General features: G+C 61.3%; 21 protein-coding genes. 11 read left to right on the forward strand and 10 right to left on the reverse strand.

The window, feature by feature from the left end:
* Positions 1-144: 144 nt before the first annotated feature.
* From A7J50_RS20330 to A7J50_RS20365, 8 genes are all read left to right on the forward strand, one after another.
* The gene (locus A7J50_RS20330; RefSeq protein WP_064453421.1) at positions 145-1923 is read left to right on the forward strand and encodes an acyclic terpene utilization AtuA family protein; all 1779 of its coding nucleotides are present in this window, start codon (positions 145-147) and stop codon (positions 1921-1923) included.
* Positions 1924-1935: 12 nt separating this feature from the next.
* On the forward strand, positions 1936-2808 hold the full coding sequence (locus A7J50_RS20335; protein ID WP_064453422.1) for an SDR family oxidoreductase: 873 nt from the start codon (positions 1936-1938) through the stop codon (positions 2806-2808).
* A gap of 3 nt (positions 2809-2811) precedes the next feature.
* Complete coding sequence (gene atuC / locus A7J50_RS20340; RefSeq protein ID WP_064453423.1) at positions 2812-4428, forward strand: geranyl-CoA carboxylase subunit beta; 1617 nt, start codon at positions 2812-2814, stop codon at positions 4426-4428.
* A gap of 16 nt (positions 4429-4444) precedes the next feature.
* Entirely contained in the window at positions 4445-5602 is a 1158-nt protein-coding gene (gene atuD / locus A7J50_RS20345) for a citronellyl-CoA dehydrogenase (protein WP_064453424.1), read from the forward strand.
* Positions 5599-6366, forward strand: coding sequence for an enoyl-CoA hydratase/isomerase family protein (locus tag A7J50_RS20350; RefSeq protein ID WP_064453425.1), 768 nt, complete (start codon positions 5599-5601; stop codon positions 6364-6366). Before atuD ends, A7J50_RS20350 begins: the two co-directional genes overlap by 4 nt.
* Before the next feature lie 111 nt (positions 6367-6477).
* On the forward strand, positions 6478-8400 hold the full coding sequence (locus A7J50_RS20355) for an acetyl/propionyl/methylcrotonyl-CoA carboxylase subunit alpha (RefSeq protein ID WP_064453426.1): 1923 nt from the start codon (positions 6478-6480) through the stop codon (positions 8398-8400).
* Positions 8401-8491: 91 nt separating this feature from the next.
* Positions 8492-9034, forward strand: coding sequence for an exonuclease domain-containing protein (locus tag A7J50_RS20360; RefSeq protein ID WP_064453427.1), 543 nt, complete (start codon positions 8492-8494; stop codon positions 9032-9034).
* Positions 9035-9099: 65 nt separating this feature from the next.
* Positions 9100-9384 carry a pyrimidine/purine nucleoside phosphorylase gene (locus tag A7J50_RS20365; protein WP_064453428.1) on the forward strand — a complete coding sequence of 95 codons (285 nt, stop codon included), beginning with the start codon at positions 9100-9102 and terminating at the stop codon, positions 9382-9384.
* 64 nt (positions 9385-9448) lie between these two features.
* On the opposite strand, the gene A7J50_RS20370 is transcribed toward A7J50_RS20365, so the two are convergent.
* Together A7J50_RS20370 and A7J50_RS20375 are read right to left on the reverse strand one after the other, a co-directional pair.
* Positions 9449-10255 (reverse strand): MOSC domain-containing protein, encoded by an 807-nt coding sequence (locus tag A7J50_RS20370; protein ID WP_064453429.1) that lies wholly within the window; start codon positions 10253-10255, stop codon positions 9449-9451.
* Positions 10256-10293: 38 nt separating this feature from the next.
* Entirely contained in the window at positions 10294-11229 is a 936-nt protein-coding gene (locus A7J50_RS20375) for a chemotaxis protein CheV (protein WP_064453430.1), read from the reverse strand.
* A gap of 533 nt (positions 11230-11762) precedes the next feature.
* Between A7J50_RS20375 and A7J50_RS20380 the strand changes: the two genes are divergently transcribed.
* The 3 genes from A7J50_RS20380 (at position 11763) to A7J50_RS20390 (ending at position 14145) form a co-directional block, all read left to right on the forward strand.
* Positions 11763-12212: a hypothetical protein gene (locus A7J50_RS20380; protein ID WP_208604442.1), complete on the forward strand. Its 450-nt coding sequence runs from the start codon at positions 11763-11765 to the stop codon at positions 12210-12212.
* 383 nt (positions 12213-12595) lie between these two features.
* Positions 12596-13489, forward strand: coding sequence for a sensor histidine kinase (locus A7J50_RS20385; protein ID WP_064453431.1), 894 nt, complete (start codon positions 12596-12598; stop codon positions 13487-13489).
* A complete protein-coding gene (locus A7J50_RS20390; RefSeq protein WP_064453432.1) occupies positions 13486-14145 on the forward strand; it encodes a response regulator transcription factor in 660 nt (219 codons plus the stop codon). Before A7J50_RS20385 ends, A7J50_RS20390 begins: the two co-directional genes overlap by 4 nt.
* Here the strand turns inward: A7J50_RS20390 and yegS are convergent.
* From yegS to A7J50_RS20430, 8 genes are all read right to left on the reverse strand, one after another.
* A complete protein-coding gene (yegS, locus tag A7J50_RS20395; protein WP_064453433.1) occupies positions 14104-15024 on the reverse strand; it encodes a lipid kinase YegS in 921 nt (306 codons plus the stop codon). The two genes, A7J50_RS20390 and yegS, sit on opposite strands and share 42 nt — an antisense overlap.
* A 90-nt stretch (positions 15025-15114) precedes the next feature.
* Complete coding sequence (locus A7J50_RS20400) at positions 15115-15660, reverse strand: hypothetical protein (protein WP_064453434.1); 546 nt, start codon at positions 15658-15660, stop codon at positions 15115-15117.
* A 31-nt stretch (positions 15661-15691) separates the two neighbouring features.
* The gene (locus A7J50_RS20405; protein ID WP_064453435.1) at positions 15692-16018 is read right to left on the reverse strand and encodes a hypothetical protein; all 327 of its coding nucleotides are present in this window, start codon (positions 16016-16018) and stop codon (positions 15692-15694) included.
* A 23-nt stretch (positions 16019-16041) separates the two neighbouring features.
* Positions 16042-16392 (reverse strand): hypothetical protein, encoded by a 351-nt coding sequence (locus tag A7J50_RS20410; RefSeq protein WP_237140859.1) that lies wholly within the window; start codon positions 16390-16392, stop codon positions 16042-16044.
* A gap of 174 nt (positions 16393-16566) precedes the next feature.
* Positions 16567-16959, reverse strand: coding sequence for a DUF2802 domain-containing protein (locus A7J50_RS20415; RefSeq protein ID WP_064453436.1), 393 nt, complete (start codon positions 16957-16959; stop codon positions 16567-16569).
* Positions 16960-17442, reverse strand: coding sequence for a chemotaxis protein CheW (locus A7J50_RS20420; protein ID WP_064453437.1), 483 nt, complete (start codon positions 17440-17442; stop codon positions 16960-16962).
* Positions 17443-17522: 80 nt separating this feature from the next.
* The gene (locus A7J50_RS20425; RefSeq protein WP_064453438.1) at positions 17523-18314 is read right to left on the reverse strand and encodes a CheW domain-containing protein; all 792 of its coding nucleotides are present in this window, start codon (positions 18312-18314) and stop codon (positions 17523-17525) included.
* Complete coding sequence (locus A7J50_RS20430; protein ID WP_064453439.1) at positions 18314-19102, reverse strand: ParA family protein; 789 nt, start codon at positions 19100-19102, stop codon at positions 18314-18316. The genes A7J50_RS20425 and A7J50_RS20430 overlap by 1 nt, the downstream gene beginning before the upstream one ends.
* Position 19103 lies beyond the last annotated feature (1 nt).

A 19103-nucleotide genomic window follows, 5' to 3' on the forward strand; every position in this document is an offset into this window, starting at 1 on the left:
CTTCATTTCTACTGACGTCTTGGGCGGCAATTTAGGCCGTGGCCGCCACCCAAGCAAGCGCTTGGGCAAAACTTGTGAGCGGAGTTTACAAACCAAGCGCTTGCTTGGTAGTCTCGACACCAGCCATTCGAGGAAGGATTTCTCATGAGCAAGACGGTTCGTATCGGCTGTGCCAGCGCCTTCTGGGGCGATACCTGCACCGCCGCCGCCCAGTTGGTGCACGGCGGCACACTGGATTACCTGGTCTTCGACTACTTGGCGGAAGTCACGATGTCGATCCTTGCCGGCGCACGAATGAAAGATCCCCAGGCCGGCTACGCCACCGATTTCGTCGAGGTGCTCACGCCGCTGCTGGGCGATCTCCAGCGCCAGGGCATCCGCGTGATCAGCAATGCCGGCGGCATAAACCCCCAGGCTTGCGCCGCCGCACTGCAAGCAGCCTGTGACAAGGCCAACATTGCGCTGAAAATCGCCGTCCTGCTGGGCGACGATTTGCAACCCAGACTGAAACAACTGCCGGGCATTACCGATATGTTCAACGGCGCGCCGCTGCCGCCGATGTGCGTTTCCGCCAACGCCTACCTCGGTGCGCCAGGCATTGCCAAAGCCCTGGAGCTGGGCGCCGATATCGTCATCACCGGCCGCGTGGTCGACAGCGCCGTGGTCAGCGCTGCGCTGGTGCATGAATTCAACTGGTCATGGCAGGACTATGACCGCCTGGCACAGGCTGCACTGGCGGGGCATATCATCGAATGCGGCGCGCAGTGCACCGGCGGCAACTTCACCGATTGGCGCGACGTGCCGGACTACGAGCAGATCGGTTTTCCGATCATTGAGGTCAGTGCCGATGGCCAATTCACCGTCAATAAAGTCGACGGCAGCGGCGGGCTGATCAGCGAACTCAGCGTGGCCGAACAGCTGTTGTATGAAATAGGCGACCCGCGCGCCTACCTGCTGCCTGATGTGATCTGCGATTTCAGCCAGGTGAAACTGCAACAGCAAGGCAAACACCAAGTACGCCTGCACGGCGCCAAGGGCTTGCCACCTACCGACCAATACAAGGTCAGCGCCACCTACCCCGACGGGTTCCGCTGCACCGCCAGTTGCCTGATCGCCGGGATCGACGCAGTGGCCAAGGCCGAGCGGGTCAGCCAGGCGATCATCAATAAAACGTCGGCACTGTTCAGCCAACGTGGCTGGGCGCCCTACACCGAAGTCAACATCGAATTGCTCGGCAGCGAAGCCACCTACGGCACCCATGCCCAGCGTCACGACTGCCGCGAAGTGGTGGTGAAACTGGCGGTGCGGCACCCGAGCAAACAGGCGCTGGTGCTGTTCGCCCGCGAGATTGCCCAGGCAGCCACCGGCATGGCGCCGGGGTTGACCGGGATCGTCGGTGGGCGACCAACGGTGTACCCGCTGATTCGGCTGTTTTCATTCCTTATCGATAAATCATCCTGTGAGCCGGTGATTGGGTTCCAGGGCCAGCGCCATGCCATTGAGCTGCCCGTGACTGCCCACCTGCTTACACCGACCGCTGCCGTCGAGCCACCCAAACCCCAAGGCCGTGCGGATGCCAGCGTGCCGCTGGTGAAACTCGCCGTGGCACGCTCCGGCGACAAGGGCAACCACAGCAATATCGGCGTCATCGCCCGCCACCCCGACTACCTGCCGTGGATCGCCGAAGCGTTGACCCCGGAAGTGATCGTCGACTGGATGAACCACGTGCTCGACCCGCTGCACGGCCGCGTCGAACGCTGGTACTTGCCCGGCAGCCACAGCCTGAATTTCCTGCTGGAAAACGCCTTGGGCGGCGGCGGCATCGCCAGCCTGCGCATCGACCCCCAAGGCAAAGCCTTCGCCCAGCAACTGCTGGAAATCCCCATTGCCGTGCCGCAACACATCGCCGATCAACTCACCTAAAGGACTGTCGCCGTGGCCTTCGATTCGATCTTCAAAGCCGACCTGTTCCAGGGGCAAACCGTGATTGTTACCGGTGGCGGCAGCGGCATCGGCCGCTGCACCGCCCATGAACTCGCCGCCCTTGGCGCCCGGGTCATCCTGGTGGGACGCAAGCCGGAAAAGCTTTCGAAGGTGGCCGCCGAAATTGCCGAAGACGGCGGCACCGCCCATTGGCAGGCTTGCGATATTCGCGAGGAAGACGCGGTGAAAGCGCTGGTGACGCAGCTCATTGATGACCATGGCCCGATCCATGGACTGGTGAATAACGCCGGCGGTCAATACCCGTCGCCACTGGCCTCGATCAACCAAAAGGGCTTTGAAACCGTACTGCGCACCAACCTCGTCGGCGGTTTCCTGATGGCGCGGGAAGTGTTCAACCAGTCCATGAGCAAGCACGGTGGATCGATCGTCAACATGCTCGCCGACATGTGGGGCGGCATGCCCGGTATGGGTCACTCCGGCGCGGCGCGGTCGGGCATGGACAACTTCACCAAGACCGCCGCCTTTGAATGGGGCTATGCCGGCGTGCGGGTCAACGCCGTGGCGCCAGGGTGGATTGCCTCCAGCGGCATGGACACCTACGACGGCGCGTTCAAGGCGGTGATCCCGACCCTGCGCGAACACGTGCCGCTCAAGCGTATCGGCACCGAATCGGAAGTCAGCGCGGCCATTGTGTTTCTGATCAGCCCCGCCGCGGCGTTCATCAGCGGCAGCACCCTGCGCATCGATGGCGCCGCCAGCCTGGGCAGCCGGGCCTGGCCGCTGCCCAAGGCGCAACCACCGAGCGAACCCTTCAATGGTTTCCACCGCGCCTACCTGCCGGATGTGCTCAAGGCGGAGCAATAACCTATGCCGCTCATTGAAACGCAGATCGACAGCCACAGCCCACAGTTCGCGCAAAACCGCGAAGCCATGTTGGCGGCCATCGCGCAATTGCGCCAACTGGAACACAACCTGCTGAGCAAGGCGCAGGAAGCCAAGCCCAAGTTCGACAAACGCGGCCAACTGCTGCCCCGCGAACGGCTCAACCTGCTGCTGGACCCCGGCGCGCCGTTCCTGGAATTGGCCAGCCTGGCCGGTTACAAACTCCACGACGACAAAGACGGCAGCGCGGCCGGCGGCGGCTTGATCGCCGGCATCGGCTACGTCAGCGGCGTGCGCATGCTGGTGGTGGCCAATAACAGCGCGATCAAGGGCGGCACCATTTCCCCCTCCGGCCTGAAAAAGTCCCTGCGCCTGCAACAGATCGCCATGGAAAACAAACTGCCAGTGGTGACCCTCGCCGAAAGCGGCGGTGCCAACCTCAACTATGCGGCCGAGATTTTCGTCGAAGGCGCACGCAGCTTCGCCAACCAGGCGCGCATGTCGGCCATGGGGTTGCCGCAGATCACCGTGGTGCACGGCTCGGCCACGGCGGGCGGCGCGTATCAGCCGGGGCTGTCGGATTACGTGGTGGTGGTGCGCGGCAAGGCCAAACTGTTCCTTGCCGGGCCGCCGCTGCTCAAAGCGGCGACCGGCGAAGTGGCGACGGACGAGGAACTGGGTGGCGCCGAGATGCACGCGCAAACCGCCGGCACCGCCGAATACCTGGCGGAAAACGATGCCGATGGCGTGCGCATCGTGCGCGAAATCGTCAGCCTGTTGCCGTGGGATGATCGCCTGGCGCTTGCGCCAAAACGGCCTTATACCGAACCGCTGCACCCCATCGAAGAGCTCTTGGGGCTGGTCCCTGACGACCCGAAAAAACCCTATGACGTGCGCGAAATCCTCGCGCGCCTGGCGGACGGTTCCAACTTCCTCGAATTCAAGGGCGAGTTCGATGCCCACACGGTCTGCGGCCATTTACACATCCAGGGCCGCGCTGTCGGCGTGATCGGCAATAACGGCCCCATCACGCCCAAGGGTGCAAGCAAGGCCGCACAATTTATCCAGCTGTGCGACCAGAGCCGCACGCCGCTGCTATTCCTGCACAACACCACGGGTTTCATGGTGGGCACGGAGTCGGAGCAACAAGGCGTGATCAAGCACGGCGCGAAAATGATCCAGGCCGTGGCGAATGCCCGTGTGCCTAAACTGACCGTGGTGGTTGGCGGCTCCTACGGCGCCGGCAACTACGCGATGTGCGGCCGAGGCCTGGACCCAAGGTTTATCTTCGCCTGGCCCAACAGCCGCACGGCGGTGATGGGCGGCGCGCAGGCAGGCAAAGTGCTGCGCATCGTCACCGAGGCCAAGCAACTCAAAGACGGTTTGGTGCCCGACCCCAAGGTGCTGGATATGCTGGAACAGGTCACCGCGCAGAAGCTCGACAGCCAGTCCACTGCACTCTATGGCAGCGCCAACCTGTGGGACGACGGGCTGATTGACCCACGGGATACCCGCACCCTGCTGGGGTTTGTGCTGGACATCTGCCATGAGGCCGAGGTGCGGCAGTTGCAGCCCAACAGCTTCGGTGTGGCGCGTTTCTAACAGGAGAACAAGAACAATGATCTTTACCCAGGAACATCAGGAACTGCGCCGCACCGTCCGCGCCTTCGTCGACCGCGAGATCAACCCGCATGTGGATGAATGGGAAAAAGCCGGACGTTTCCCCATCCACGAGATCTTCCGCAAGGCTGGCGACCTCGGCTTGCTGGGTATTTCCAAGCCGGAAAAATTCGGTGGCATGGGCCTGGACTACAGCTACTCCATCGTTGCTGCCGAAGAATTCGGCACCATTCGTTGCGGCGGCATCCCCATGTCCATCGGCGTGCAGACCGACATGTGCACCCCCGCCCTCGCCCGCTTCGGCTCCGATGAATTGCGCGACGAATTCCTGCGCCCGGCCATCAGCGGCGAGCAAGTGGGCTGCATCGGCGTCTCGGAAACCGGCGCCGGCTCCGACGTGGCCGGGCTGAAAACCCATGCGCGCAAAGACGGCGACGACTACGTGATCAACGGCAGCAAAATGTGGATCACCAACTCGCCCAGCGCCGACTTTATCTGCCTGCTGGCTAACACCTCCGACGACAAGCCGCACATCAACAAGTCGCTGATCATGGTGCCCATGAACACGCCGGGTATCAGCGTCAGCCCGCCCCTGGAAAAGCTCGGCATGCACAGCTCCGAAACCGCCCAAGTGTTCTTCGATGGCGTGCGCGTACCCCAGCGCAACCGCATCGGCCACGAAGGCGCGGGGTTCATGATGCAAATGCTGCAGTTCCAGGAAGAACGCCTGTTTGGCGCGGCCAACATGATCAAGGGCCTGGAATACTGCATCGACAGCACCATCGACTACTGCAAGGAACGCCAGACCTTCGGCAAGGCACTGATCGATAACCAGGTCATTCATTTTCGCCTGGCCGAATTGGCCACCGAAATCGAATGCCTGCGCGCGCTCGTCTACCAGGCCACCGAGCAATACATCAAAGGCCAGGACGTGACCCGCCTGGCGTCGATGGCCAAGCTCAAGGCCGGGCGCCTGGGCCGCGAAGTCAGCGACAGCTGCCTGCAATACTGGGGCGGCATGGGCTTTATGTGGGACAACCCGGTAGCCCGCGCCTATCGCGACGTGCGCCTGGTGTCGATTGGCGGCGGCGCCGACGAAATCATGCTGGGCATCATCTGCAAACTGATGGGCACCCTGCCCGGGAAAAAATCATGAACACCCTGCTGCTCGAACCGCATAACGGCGTGCTGCACATCACCCTCAACCGCCCCGCCAATCGCAATGCCATGAGCCTGGAAATGGTTAATGAGCTGCGTGCGGTACTGGCGCAATTGGACAGCCAGGTGCGTGCGCTGGTGATCAGCGGTGCGGGTGGGCACTTCTGTGCAGGGGCGGATGTGAAGGACATGGTCACCGCAGGCGGCAAGACGCAGTTGCAGGCGCTGAACCGCGCGTTCGGCACCTTGCTGCAGGAGGTGGAAGCGGTGCCACAAGTGGTGATCGTGGTACTGCAAGGTGCGGTGCTCGGCGGTGGGTTTGGGCTGGCCTGTGTGAGTGATATTGCGCTTGCCGACCATCAGGCGCAGTTCGGCTTGCCGGAAACCAGCCTGGGCTTGTTGCCGGCGCAGATCGCGCCCTTTGTGGTCAAGCGTATCGGCCTGACCCAGGCGCGACGGCTGGCGCTGACGGCGGCGCGGTTTGACGGGGTTGAAGCCCATCGGTTGGGGGTGGTGCATTTTGTGGAGAACGACCCTCAGGCCTTGGCAGAACGCTTGGACGATGTGTTGGGGCAAGTGCTGCGGTGCGCGCCGGGGGCGAATGGCCGGACCAAAGCCCTGCTGCTCGCCAGCGCAGAGCAACCACTGGGGCCGCTACTGGATCAGGCTGCCGAGTGGTTTGCCGAGGCGGTGACGGGTGTAGAAGGAATAGAGGGGACCCAGGCTTTTGTGCAGAAGCGTAAACCGGGGTGGTGCAAATGACGCCTTCGCAGGCAAGCCAGCCCCCACATTTTGCAACGCATTCCCCCTGTGGGAGCGGGCTTGCCCGCGATGAGGCCCGAGCACATACCCCATACGCCAAGGGATAATCCAATGCCCGTATTCAGCAAAATCCTGATCGCCAACCGCGGTGAAATCGCCTGCCGTATCCAGCGCACCGCCCATGCCCTGGGTTACCGCACAGTCGCCGTCTACAGTGATGCCGACACCCAGGCCCTGCACGTTCAAATGGCTGATGAAGCCGTTAATATCGGCCCCGCTCCGGTCAATCAGTCTTACCTGAACATCCCGGCCATCCTTGAGGCTGCCCGCAAAACCGGCGCCGACGCCGTGCATCCCGGCTACGGCTTCCTCTCCGAAAACGCCCAATTCGCCAACGCCTGCATTGACGCGGGGCTGACCTTTATTGGCCCAAGCGTTGAGGCCATCGAACTGATGGGCAGCAAACGTCTGTCCAAACTCGCCATGCTCGACGCCGGCGTCCCCTGCATCGCCGGCTACCAGGGCCACCGACAAGACGACGCCACCTTGCAGCAGGAAGCCAACCGCATCGGCTACCCGCTGATGATCAAAGCCAGCGCCGGCGGTGGCGGGCGCGGCATGCGCCTGGTGCACGACAGCACCCAACTGCTCGACCAACTGCGCACCGCACGCTCTGAATCCCTGAACGCCTTCGGCAGCGACGAACTGATCCTCGAACACGCCCTGATCGAACCGCGCCACGTTGAAATCCAACTGTTCGGCGACAGCCATGGCAACCTCATCTACTTGGGCGAACGCGACTGCTCGATTCAGCGCCGCCATCAGAAAGTCATCGAAGAAGCGCCCTGCCCCGTGATGACACCCCAGCTGCGCCAGGCCATGGGTGAAGCGGCGCTGAAGGCCGGGCGCGCCGTCAATTACGTGGGTGCCGGCACCGTGGAGTTCCTGCTCGACCGCAACGGCCGCTTCTATTTCCTGGAAATGAACACCCGCCTGCAAGTGGAGCACCCGGTCACCGAATGGATCACTGGCCTGGACCTGGTGGACTGGCAACTGAAAGTCGCCGCCGGTGAACCGCTGCCCTTGAAACAGGCTGAGGTGACCCTGACCGGCCATGCGATGGAAGTACGCCTGTACGCCGAGGACCCCGCCCAGGGCTTTCTGCCGCAAACCGGCAATGTGCTGCGTTGGGAACCCGCCGCCGGTGTGCGGATTGACCATGGCGTACTGGAAGGCCAACGCATCAGCCCGTTTTATGACGCGATGCTGGGCAAAATCATCGCCCATGGGGCCACTCGCGAAGAAGCCCGACGCAAACTGCTGCGGGCGGTGGAGGACACTGTGCTGCTGGGGCTGACGACCAATCAGCAACTGCTGGTGGACCTGCTCAGGCAACCCGACTTTATCGCAGGCGATTTCAGCACCGGTTTTATCGCCGAGCACTTCAATGAAATTAACCGCCAGCCGGCGACGAACGAACAGGTCGCCCTGGCGGCCGCGCTGTTTTATCAATCCAACGCCAATGCCCACCGTCAGGGTTTATCGGGATGGCGCAACAATGCCAGTGTGCCTTGGACCTATCGCCTGGACATCAACGATGACGTCCGCGATGTCGCCGTCAGCGTGCTGGAGAACCATCGTCTGCACGCCAACGGCATCGACATCAGCCACCTGAGCACCGACGGCCGCTGGGCCACCCTGGTGATCAACGGCGTTCGCCGTCGCATCGCCTATCACCTCGACGACACCCAGCTCTGGCTACCCGGCTTGAAGGTCATTAACCGCACTCAACAAGTCGCCAGCCGTCAGGCGGACGCCAGTACCGGCATCGTCAAGGCGCCAATGGACGGCGCGATTGTCGACATACGCGTGAGCGTCGGTGAGACCGTCACCAAAGGCCAGCTGCTGTTGGTGCTGGAAGCCATGAAAATGGAGCACCCACTGACCGCCGGCATCGCCGGTGTCATCAAAGGTATGCAGGTGGTTGCGGGTGACCAGGTGCGTAATCGCCAGGTTCTGCTGGAGATTGAGTAAGGCGCGGGTTGCATGAAAAAACAGCGCGGAACTACACAGTCGCGCTACGCTCTATCCCCAACAGGAAAGGACGAGTACGGGAACCTGCACGATGCCTCATTGGCTGATTATTGACCTTGAAGCCACAACGGATGAAGGCGGCTGGCCCGTGACGGAGATGGAAGTCATCGAGATCGGCGCAAGCCTGGTGAACCGCCAGGGCCGCGAGCTGGATCACTTCCAGCGCTTTGTGCGGCCGCTGCGTCGCCCATTGCTGACGCCTTTCTGCCGCCAGCTCACTCACATCACCCAGGCCAACATCGACGCTGCTGCGCCGATTACCGAGGTATGGCCGCTCTTCGAGCGCTGGCTGGGCCAACATCACTCACGCCTGGAAGGCTGGGCCAGTTGGGGTGACTACGATCGGGCACAGCTTGAGCTTGAATGGCAACGCCATGGCCTGGCCAGCGCGCTTGCCCAGACGCCGCATGTGAACCTCAAGCAGCGCTTCGCCAAGGCCCGGCGCCTGGACAAGCCGCTGGGGCTCAACGGCGCGCTGCAATTGGCGGGGATGCAGTTCCATGGCCAGCAACATCGGGCGCTGGAAGATGCGCGCAACACCGCACGCCTGCTGCCGTTGATTTTGCCGGTCTAGGCAGCTCCCCTCGCCTTGGGCATACTGGCCAACCTTTCCAGCCCCTTTCTTCCGAGGATTCCCCCATGTTCAAAGTCAACGAATACTTCGACGGCACCGTCAAGTCGATCGCTTTCGGCACCGCAGAAGGTCCGGCGACCATCGGCGTGATGGCCCCGGGTGAATACGAATTCGGCACCGCCCAGCGTGAAATCATGCACGTGGTGTCCGGCGCCTTGAGCGTCAAACTGCCTGACGCCAACGACTGGGAAACCTTCGCCGCCGGCAGCCAGTTCAATGTACCGGCCAACAGCAAGTTCCATCTGAAGGTCGCTGTAGACACGGCTTACCTGTGCGAATACCGCGGCTAAGCGTTCGCCCGGACAAAAAAATGCCCATCTCGCAGGAGACGGGCATTTTTTATGGGCGAATGAATTACTCGAGAATGGTCACCGGCATACCCACTTCCAGGTGCCCCAGGCCGTCGTTGACCAGGTTCTGGCCAAACATCACATCGCCGTCCTGCTCGCGGTAGGTCTTGAGCGTGGTCAACGGTTCGCGGTCGGCACTGCGCTCGCCGCTGGATGGGTCAATGGTGGTGAGGATGCAGCGTGAGCACGACTTGACCACGCGAAAAGCTACATCGCCAATGCGCACACGCTTCCAACCATCTTCGGCGAAGGCCTCGCTGCCTTCTATCACCAGGTTGGGGCGAAACCGCAGCATCTCCATGGGGCGGCCAATGCGCTGGGACAAGTCATCCAGGGAGGCCTGGCCGATCAACAGCAGCGGGAAGCCATCGGCGAATCCAACTTTGTCGTCATCCTTGCCGTAGCCATCTTGAGTGGTTCGCGCGCGCTCCACCGGCACTTGCACCAACCGCGTCGGCTTGCCGATAAAGTCGCTGACCCAGGCCGCCGCCGCGGCGCCCGCATCCGGCACGCGCAAGGTGTCGCGCCAGATAGTCACGCCGCGCAATTCGGCGTCGCTGCTCGGCAGGGCCACGTCCAGCGACGCAAAACCAGGTGAACTCAGGGTCAGGCCACCGGCACTGTTCCACAACGCCGACAACTGGCTCATCTTCGCCACCGCCCGCTGCGTGAGGAACCGCCCGCTGCCTTCGTCCACCAGCATCCAGCGTCGATCACCGGCCAGCCCGAGTTTATCCAGGCCGATGTGCGGCAAGGTTTCGGCCTTGCCGGACTTCAAGGGATAACGGTAAAGCGCGCTGAGACGAAGCATGGGCCTGCATTCCTGAGGGGCAAAGCGTCACCCTAAGGTCATGCGGGCACTTCGTCCAGCATCAGTCGCTGGCGCACCACATCCACCAGCTTGTCCGGCTGGAATTTGGACAGGAAGTTATCGCAACCGACCTTCTTCACCATCGAGTCGTTGAAGCTGCCCGACAACGAAGTGTGCAACACCACGTAAAGCCCACGCAGGCGCGGGTCGTTGCGGATTTCAGTGGTCAGGCGGTAGCCGTCCATCTCGGGCATTTCAGCGTCGGTGAAGATCATCAGCAATTTGTCGGTCATCACCTGGCCGGTGTCGGCCCAGGCCTTGAGCATGTTCAGTGCCTTGAGGCCGTCACTGGCGATATGCATCTTCACGCCCAGTTGCCCCAGGGTGTCGCGCAGTTGCGAGAGGGCCACATTGGAGTCGTCCACCAACAGTACTTCACGGCCACGGGCGCGTTCCAACACCGGGTCTTCGAGTTTTTCACGGGAGACTTTGGCGTTATAGGGCACGATTTCAGCGAGGACTTTTTCCACGTCGATGATTTCCACCAACTGGTCATCGACCTTGCTGATGGCCGTGAGGTAATGCTGGCGCCCGGCGCTGGCCGGTGGCGGCAGGATGGCTTCCCAGTTCATATTGACGATGCGGTCCACGCCGCCCACCAGGAAGGCCTGCACCGAACGGTTGTACTCGGTGACGATAATCGTGCTGTTGGGCCCCGGCACCAGCGGGCGCATGCCGATGGCCTGGGACAGGTCAATCACCGGCAGGGTCTGGCCACGCAGGTTGACCACACCGCACACAAATGGATGCCGCTGGGGCATCAGGGTCAACTTGGGCAACTGCAAGACTTCCTGCACCTTAAACACGTTGATCGCGAACAGCTGCCGTCCCGCCAGGCGAAACATGAGAATCTCCAGGCGATTCTCACCCACCAGTTGCGTGCGTTGATCTACCGTGTCGAGAATGCCGGCCATTGAAAGCTCCTGATGTGGGATTGTGCAGTTCACTACGCTTGTTATCGGCGGCAAGCGCCAGACCTTGACCCTTGTAAAATGCCATGTAAATTCATTGATGTCACACTGACATCATGGTTTACTGCAACCGCCTCTCCAAACGGCAGTACACCCACGTTGCGCGACCTAAAAATCGACGCGAGGTTCCGCTGTGTAAGGGATTCCCCTACGCACAATCAGGCCCAACCTGATATTCGCGATATCTAATAGCCATTAATGTGACGCCATTCTCATTGCATGAATGGAGTCAGGCTTTTGTTTGCCATCCCAAGCCCTCGGCCCACGGGTCTTCCAGACGTATACGTGGCGGCAGCCAAAGTTGTGCAAGCGGCCCGAATGACGAGGGCGTTCTACAGCTATCGCGATCATTCAAATAACGGTCCTACTGAAATTTCAGAACCAGGCTACAGATCTCAGTCATATTTCAGCGGTAGTTTTACGCCATTCACCCGGTGCGACATCTCACCACCCGACCTTATGTTGCGGAGACTTGCATGATGAACAATGCAAACGAATGGCAAACCGCACTTCCCGAATTTCTGCTCGAAGCCGAAATGCTCTTGGAAAAATCGCAAGAGTGCTTGAACCACCTGCATCTGATTCGCAATGACAGCGACGCCATCGACTGCATGAAAAGCAGCCTGGCCAACCTGGCTGAAAAAGCCGAAGGCCTGGCCCTGCAGGCGATCAGCGAATTCTCCCGGCATATTCAATACCTGATTGCGAATGCCGCGAGCCCCATGGAGTTGCATGACCAGGCGCTGAATGCCCTGCATGACTGCCTGACACTGCTGGCGTGGCAACTGGAGCTGATCGACACCCGCACCGGCGAACTGGCCCTGGATAAAAGCGAACAAACCACACTGATTGCGACGGTAACCTTGCAGATCCCACAAAAAGACTTCGCTAATAAACCGCAGCAGCGTGTGCATCACGCGTCTTGAGCGCTGACCAGGTCGTATTTGTCGCCAAGTTATCTAAAAACGACCGTTCCTTTAGCGGTCGATAAAGGTACGCGGGCAAAAACATATCAATTAGCCATCAACGCAGTAACGATACCCGCCAACTTGATTTATATAACTATCCGTTTTTAACCTAGGGGTCCTTTGAACTATAGGACCAAGGCGCGGCGCATTTGGCCGGTTATTAAACCCGCCAGCGTGCGGCGCCAGGCGACCAACGGTAATAGTGGTGATACTATGCCCCGCTCGAAGTGACTCAACTTCATCATGTATAAAAAAACGTTTCTGCACCGTATTCCAAATAGAGCCCTGTCAGCCGCCGTGACCGGTCTTCCCGCAGCGAACCTTCATTGGCTCCATCCGCTATGTACGCCAGCCTAAAGTCACTCATCGCAAGGTCCGTGTCCCGCAGCAATACACGTCGCTTGGTCCTCGCCCTGTGCCTTTGCTCACTGCTGGTCAGCCTGTGGGCCTACAGCCGCTCCGCGCCGTTGCCGTTACTGATTCTGCTGCTCAACCTGGCCACGCTGGTGGTGGTGGGCTTGCAGCAGTGGGGCTCGCGCAAGTCGATAAAATTCCAGCCACAGGAATTGGCCGACCGCCTGCTGCAAGTCCAGGAAAACGAACGTCACCGCCTCAGCCGCGAACTGCATGACGACATCGGCCAACTGCTCACCGCCGCCAAACTGCAAAGCGAATGGCTCAAGCGTCGCCTGCCGGACGACCTGCAGAGCCAATGCACAGTGCTGTGCAACACCTTGAATGAAACCCTGGCCAAAGTGCGCGACGTGTCCGCCATCCTCAACCCTCGGCAGCTGGCCAGCCTGGGTTTAGAGGCGAGCCTGCGCGCGCATTTGCTCAAGACCCTGGAAAACACCCCGATCCACTGGAGCCTGGAATGCCAGCAACGGCTGACCGGTATCCCGGAAGAAATGGCCGTGGCAGCGTTTCGCATCACCCAGGAAGCGGTGACCAATATGCTTCGCCATGCCCAGGCGCACAATTTGCTGGTACGCCTGCAACGCCTGCCCGAAGGCCTGTCGCTGATGATCTGCGATGACGGCCGGGGCTTTTCGCCCGCCATCAACCCGGGCCGGGAAGGCCAACGAGGCATGGCCGGCATGTCCGAGCGGATCGATCAACTGGGGGGCGCTTTGACGGTCAGCAGCCAGCCAGGCAAAGGAACACGGATCGATGCGCTTTTCCCCTGGGCGCCCCGCGCCCTCGATCGGGCCAGTTCCCCTAAGGTTCTCGAGTGACCTGCACTTTACTCCTGGTGGATGACCACGCACTGATCCGGGCCGGCGTACGCGCGCTGATCCAGGATATGCCCGGCTATACCGTAGTCGGCGAGGCCAGCGATGGCGCGCAGTTGCTGGAGAAATTCAGCACCCTGCAACCGAATATCGTGCTGCTGGACCTGTCGATGAAATACACCGGTGGCCTGGACGCGTTACAGCAACTCAAGGCGACCTACCCCAAAAGCAAGGTGCTGATCCTGTCGATGCACACCGATCCGGAGCTGATCATGCGCGCGCTGGAGTCCGGCGCCCATGGCTACCTGCTCAAAGACACCACGGCCAACGAGCTGGAACACGCCCTGATGGCCTTGCGCAACAACGAGCGCTACCTCAGCCCCGCCATTGCCCACACGGTGATCAATCAGGCGCTGATCCGCAGCCAGGGCCCCATCGGCGCCGTCGCGGACAGCCACAACCTCACGGCACGCCAGCTGGAGATTCTGCGCTTGATCGTGCGCGGCAAATCCACCCGGGAAATCGCCCAGGGCCTGGGCTTGAGCATCAAGACCGTGGAGGCGCATCGCTCGCAGATCATGAAACGCCTGCAGATATTCGATGTGGCGGGCCTGGTGTTATTCGCCGTTCGCGAGCAGATCATCAGCCTGGACGACTAACGGCGACGCCAGTGGCAAGTGAACGCGCAGGGCTTTGGGCAATGCACTGAAGCGCAAGTCGTCACCTTTCAAGGGCTCACCATCCAGGTTGATGTACAGCCCTTCGGCCACCTTGATCTCGACCCACGGCAAGCGCGCCCGCACAAACATATTGTCCAGGCCCCAACCATCGCTCATCAGGGTGAGCAGCGTGCCGACCACTTCCTGGGGCGCCGGCAGGATGCTGATGTCCAGCAAGCCGTCATCGGCCAACGCGCCAGGGCACAACACATGCCCACCGCCCGCCTGGCGACCGTTGCCGATACCAAGGGCGAGCAGGTCACCCTTCCAGTGAAAGCCCGGCCCTTCCAACTCGCCATAAGCGGCCTTCAATTCGCTGAAACGCGTCAGGCCGGTGAACAGGTAGGCCGCGCCGCCCAGCACTTTTTTCAGGTCTTCGGAGGTGTTGGCGGTGACCTGGCTGCCAAAACCGCCAGTGGCCATGTTGAGGAATATTTGCCCACCGGCCTGCCCGAGGTCGATCGCCCTTGGCGGCACATCCAGCAGGGCCAGTGCGCGGGCAGGATCCAATGGCACACCGGCGGCGCGGGCGAAATCATTGGCGGTGCCCAACGGCATCAGCACCAGGCTGGCCTCGGTCTTGGCCAACGCCATGGCCTCGGCCACATCGCGCAAGGTGCCGTCGCCGCCGCCGGCAATCAGGTGGGTATAGCCGTCAGCCAGCGCCTCATTGACCAGGCGCTGGGCGTCGCCGCCCTCCCACGTGACTCGCACCGCCAGCTCCCAGCCCAGTTCGCGCCGGGCCTGCACGGCGGCGCGCACATCCTCATTGAGGGCTTGCTTGCCGTGCAGAATCAGCAGTGCCTTGTGGGTGGTCATGTGGGGATCTCCTGGGTTTAAAGGTACTTGAAGGATGTTGACCTTTGCCGGAGAGAAAAAAGCCATCGGGGACGCAAATTTATTGCCTGTCTAGAAGTTATCCATCGCGTTGCACATCGATACCTTGCCCTTGGGCACAGGTTCTACGGCGTCCCATTGCTTGCCGTCCGCAGACAGCTCATGCAACTGGATTGAACAGTCCGCATAAATGGTCGCCTGCACCCTGTAGTCCACGCCAGGTCGAGGCACGAAGGTCATGCTGCTGAAGCATTGCCGGGCATACTGCAATTGCCCCAGGTAATGCAGCGCGATCGGTTGGTTCGCAGGCACCACCAGCTCCGTGGTCACCGCACCGTTCCAGGTATACACCGGCCCGGGCATGTTAAGGCTTTCGCCATTGTGGTCGGGGAAACCGGATTTGCTCGACACCATCACCCCGGCGCCCGGCACATTCCAGTCCAGGCAGTCACGCCCCGGCACTGCGCGCACCAGGCCATCGGTGATCAACCGCACGCGGGCGGTCTCGCCGGAATGCGGCGGGATATAGCCGGTGGACAGGGAACGGATGTTCGCCACCTGGCCGCACCCGGTCAGCAGCACCAGCAACGCAACGGGCATAACACGCAAACCGGTCATTTGCATTCACTCGCGGAGAAACAAAGGGCCGTTACGGCTGGCGGCAATTCTGGTTTACCGACAACAGCGGCGCCGGATCGTACTTCACGCGCTGCAAACCATCGGCGCCCTGGAAGATGAAATACTTGATGCGGCAATCCTTGAACATCGTCGAGTAGCCTTCCGCGCGAAAGCCCTGGCCATCGACCTGCTTGATCACGGTATTGTTGCGGCTCACTACCGCGAGCACCTGTGCGTAGCTGTCCCCCATCTTCACCCCGGGCTCGCCGGTCTCGGTCATCGACGAAGCGCAACCGCCCAAACCTGCCACTGCCAACACCAAAGCGGCGCCGTACACTCCATTGCGTGTGGTGCTCATCCCTGTTTCCTTTTGATTAAGCGTTAACGGCGGCCTTCGCACACCGGTGATTCACTGATGCGCCCGGTCTTGCACAGGTCGAGTTTGTCTTTGCGGTTGAAGCCCGCGTCCTTCATGCAGTAGAAGCGCGTCAGCCTGATATCGACAGGCGATCGGTCTCCCGCACCGTCCAGGTTGGTGTACCCGCAGGCACGCATGGCGGTTTTTACGCCGTCAAGGGATACACCGGATTTGTACCATTGCGAGAAGTCTGGGGGCGGCGGTTGAAAGGGGGTACAGGCGCTGAGCGCAAAAGCGCAGATGAGGACGCAGGCAGCAGCGCAAGACGGCCGCAAACCAAGCGTTTTTATTCCAACGAGCGCGTGGAAAGACATTCTTCATCCTTGTGAGTGAACCGTCCTACAGGTGCAGGATTGGTCATCACACAGACGAGAAAGTGCCCTGACTGTGCGAGGCACTTGTGACACGACCCGCAACGTCTCGGTCAACCGTGGGAGCTGGCCACAGGAAAGTCAGCCAGCAACGTCGGACAGATGCAGCAACCTACGTCAGCTCTTGTGCAATTTACTCATCAACTGCGCCTCAGCCTGGGTCAACCCACACGACTGCGTGAGCTCATCCACGGTCGCGCCCATGCCCACCAGCTTCGCCGCCTGGGCAAATGACAGGCTCGACGGGTCGCGCTGTTCGATCTGCGCCAGCTTGTCCGGCAACGGCCCGAGGATCGCGCGCAGTTCGTGCACCTCGTCCCCGACCTTCACCGCACTCTGCTGGAAGTGATCCACGCGCTTGACCAGGTCCAGAATGCGCCGGTCGCGCACGCCGTCGCGCTCGGCCTGTTGCAGGGCCAATTCGCGCTGCTGGCGCATATAGCGCAGCAGGAAAGCCAACGTCCCGGCCCACAACAGGGCCAGGACAATCACCGCCGCTTCAAGAAACAATCAGATGTTCTCCAGATCCGACCACTCTTCTTCGCTCATCATCTTGTCCAGCTCAACCAGAATCAGCAGTTCGCCGTTCTTGTTGCACACGCCCTGGATGAACTTGGCCGATTCCTCGTTGCCCACGTTCGGCGCGGTTTCCACTTCCGATTGGCGCAGGTAAACCACTTCGGCCACGCTGTCGACCATGATCCCGACCACTTGCTTGTCGGCTTCAATGATGACGATTCGGGTGTTGTCGTTGACTTCGGTCGGCGCCAGGCCAAAACGCTGGCGGGTGTCGATCACCGTCACCACGTTGCCGCGCAGGTTGATGATGCCCAGCACGTAGCTTGGCGCACCCGGTACCGGCGCAATTTCGGTGTAGCGCAGCACTTCTTGCACGCGCATCACGTTGATGCCATAGGACTCGTTGTCCAGTTTGAAGGTAACCCATTGCAGGATCGGATCATCCAAACTTTGTGCGGACGCTGACTTATTCATACCCCTGACCCCTTCAAATGCCGTTGTACACGGCGTGTGTGCTTCGCTGACCGCACTTGCATGCGGACCTTATTGTTCAATCAACTGCGTTTGTTCTGCGGCATCGCCTTGACGGCGCCACTGGCGATCAACTCGGCCAGTTCGGCGACGTCGAGCAAGGCGCACATGTGCTCAATCACGGTGCCCGCCAACCAAGGCCGCTGGCCTCGGTGACTGCGCCATTTGATTTCGTTCGGGTCCAGGCGCAACGAGCGACTGACTTGATGCACCGCCAGCCCCCACTCGTAGCCCTGCACCGAGATCACGTACTGCAAACCCTGGCGGAAGTCATCGCGGTAGCGGTCGGGCATCACCCAGCGCGCGGTGTCCAGCACCTTGAGGTTACCGGCCTGGCTTGGCAGGATGCCGAGGAACCACTCCGGTTGCCCGAACAGCGGTGTCAGCTCCTGGCCTTCAAGCGAATAGATCGAACCTAGGCACACCAGCGGCACCGCCAGGGTCAACCCGGCGACGTCGAACAGCAGGCATTCGAACGGCTCGGCGGCCCATGCCGGGCGGTCATCACCGCTCACCGGCGGCGGCGTGATGCTCGGCGGCAGGTGGACTTCCACCACCGGCTCGACCACCACGGGCGCCACAACTACTGGAGCTACCGGTGCGACAACCGGTGCGACCACAACGTGGGCATCACGCGCCTGTTCTTCCAGCACAGCCAGCTGGAATTCATCCAGCGTGCTTTCTGCTTCTACGACCGGTTCAAGTACCAGAATCGGTTCCGGCAGTTCCTCCTCGGTCGCATCCTGCAGCAGGGCATCCAGGTAGGATTCCAGTGCCAGTTGCGGCCGAGTCTTGAGTTTGACGGGACGGTTCATCACGCCACCTGCGCCACAAGCTGCTGCGACAGCAGATGCTTGAGCAAGGCGCGGTAGGCCAGCACGCCACGGCTTTTGCCGTCGAACTGCGAAGGCGTCAGGCCTGCACGGCTGGCGTCACGCAGGCGCGTGTCCACTGGAATGTAGCCTTGCCAGATGGTCTCCGGGTAAGCATCACGCAACACACGCAAAGTGCCGAGGGAGGCCTGGGTGCGGCGGTCGAACAAGGTCGGCACGATGCTGAATGGCAGCGCCTGTTTGCGCGACCGGTTGATCATCGCCAGGGTGCTGACCATGCGTTCCAGGCCTTTGACCGCCAAGTGCTCGGTCTGTACCGGGATCACCAACTGCTGGCTGGCGGCCAAGGCGTTGACCATCAGCACACCGAGCAACGGCGGGCTGTCGATGATCGCGTAGTCGAAGTCTTGCCACAGTTGCGCCAGCGTCTTGGCGATCACCAGGCCCAAACCGCTCTGCCCCGGCGACTGGCGCTCAAGGGTGGCCAGGGCGGTGCTCGACGGCAGCAGGGAGATGCTGTCGTTACTGGTGGGCAGCAACAGCTGCCCGGGCAAATCGCTCGGCACGCTGCCCTTGTGCAGGAACAGGTCGTAGCAGCTGTGCTCCAGCGCATCCGGGTCGTAGCCGAAATAGCTGGTCATCGAGCCATGCGGGTCCAGGTCGACCACGACCACACGCTTGCCCGCCTCGGCCAGCAAGCCGGCTAAGGCGATGGAGGTGGTCGTCTTGCCGACTCCACCTTTTTGATTGGCAACTGCCCAGACTCTCATT

The sequence above is a fragment of the Pseudomonas antarctica genome, assembly GCF_001647715.1.
GTDB classification, from domain to species: Bacteria; Pseudomonadota; Gammaproteobacteria; order Pseudomonadales; family Pseudomonadaceae; genus Aquipseudomonas; species Aquipseudomonas antarctica_A.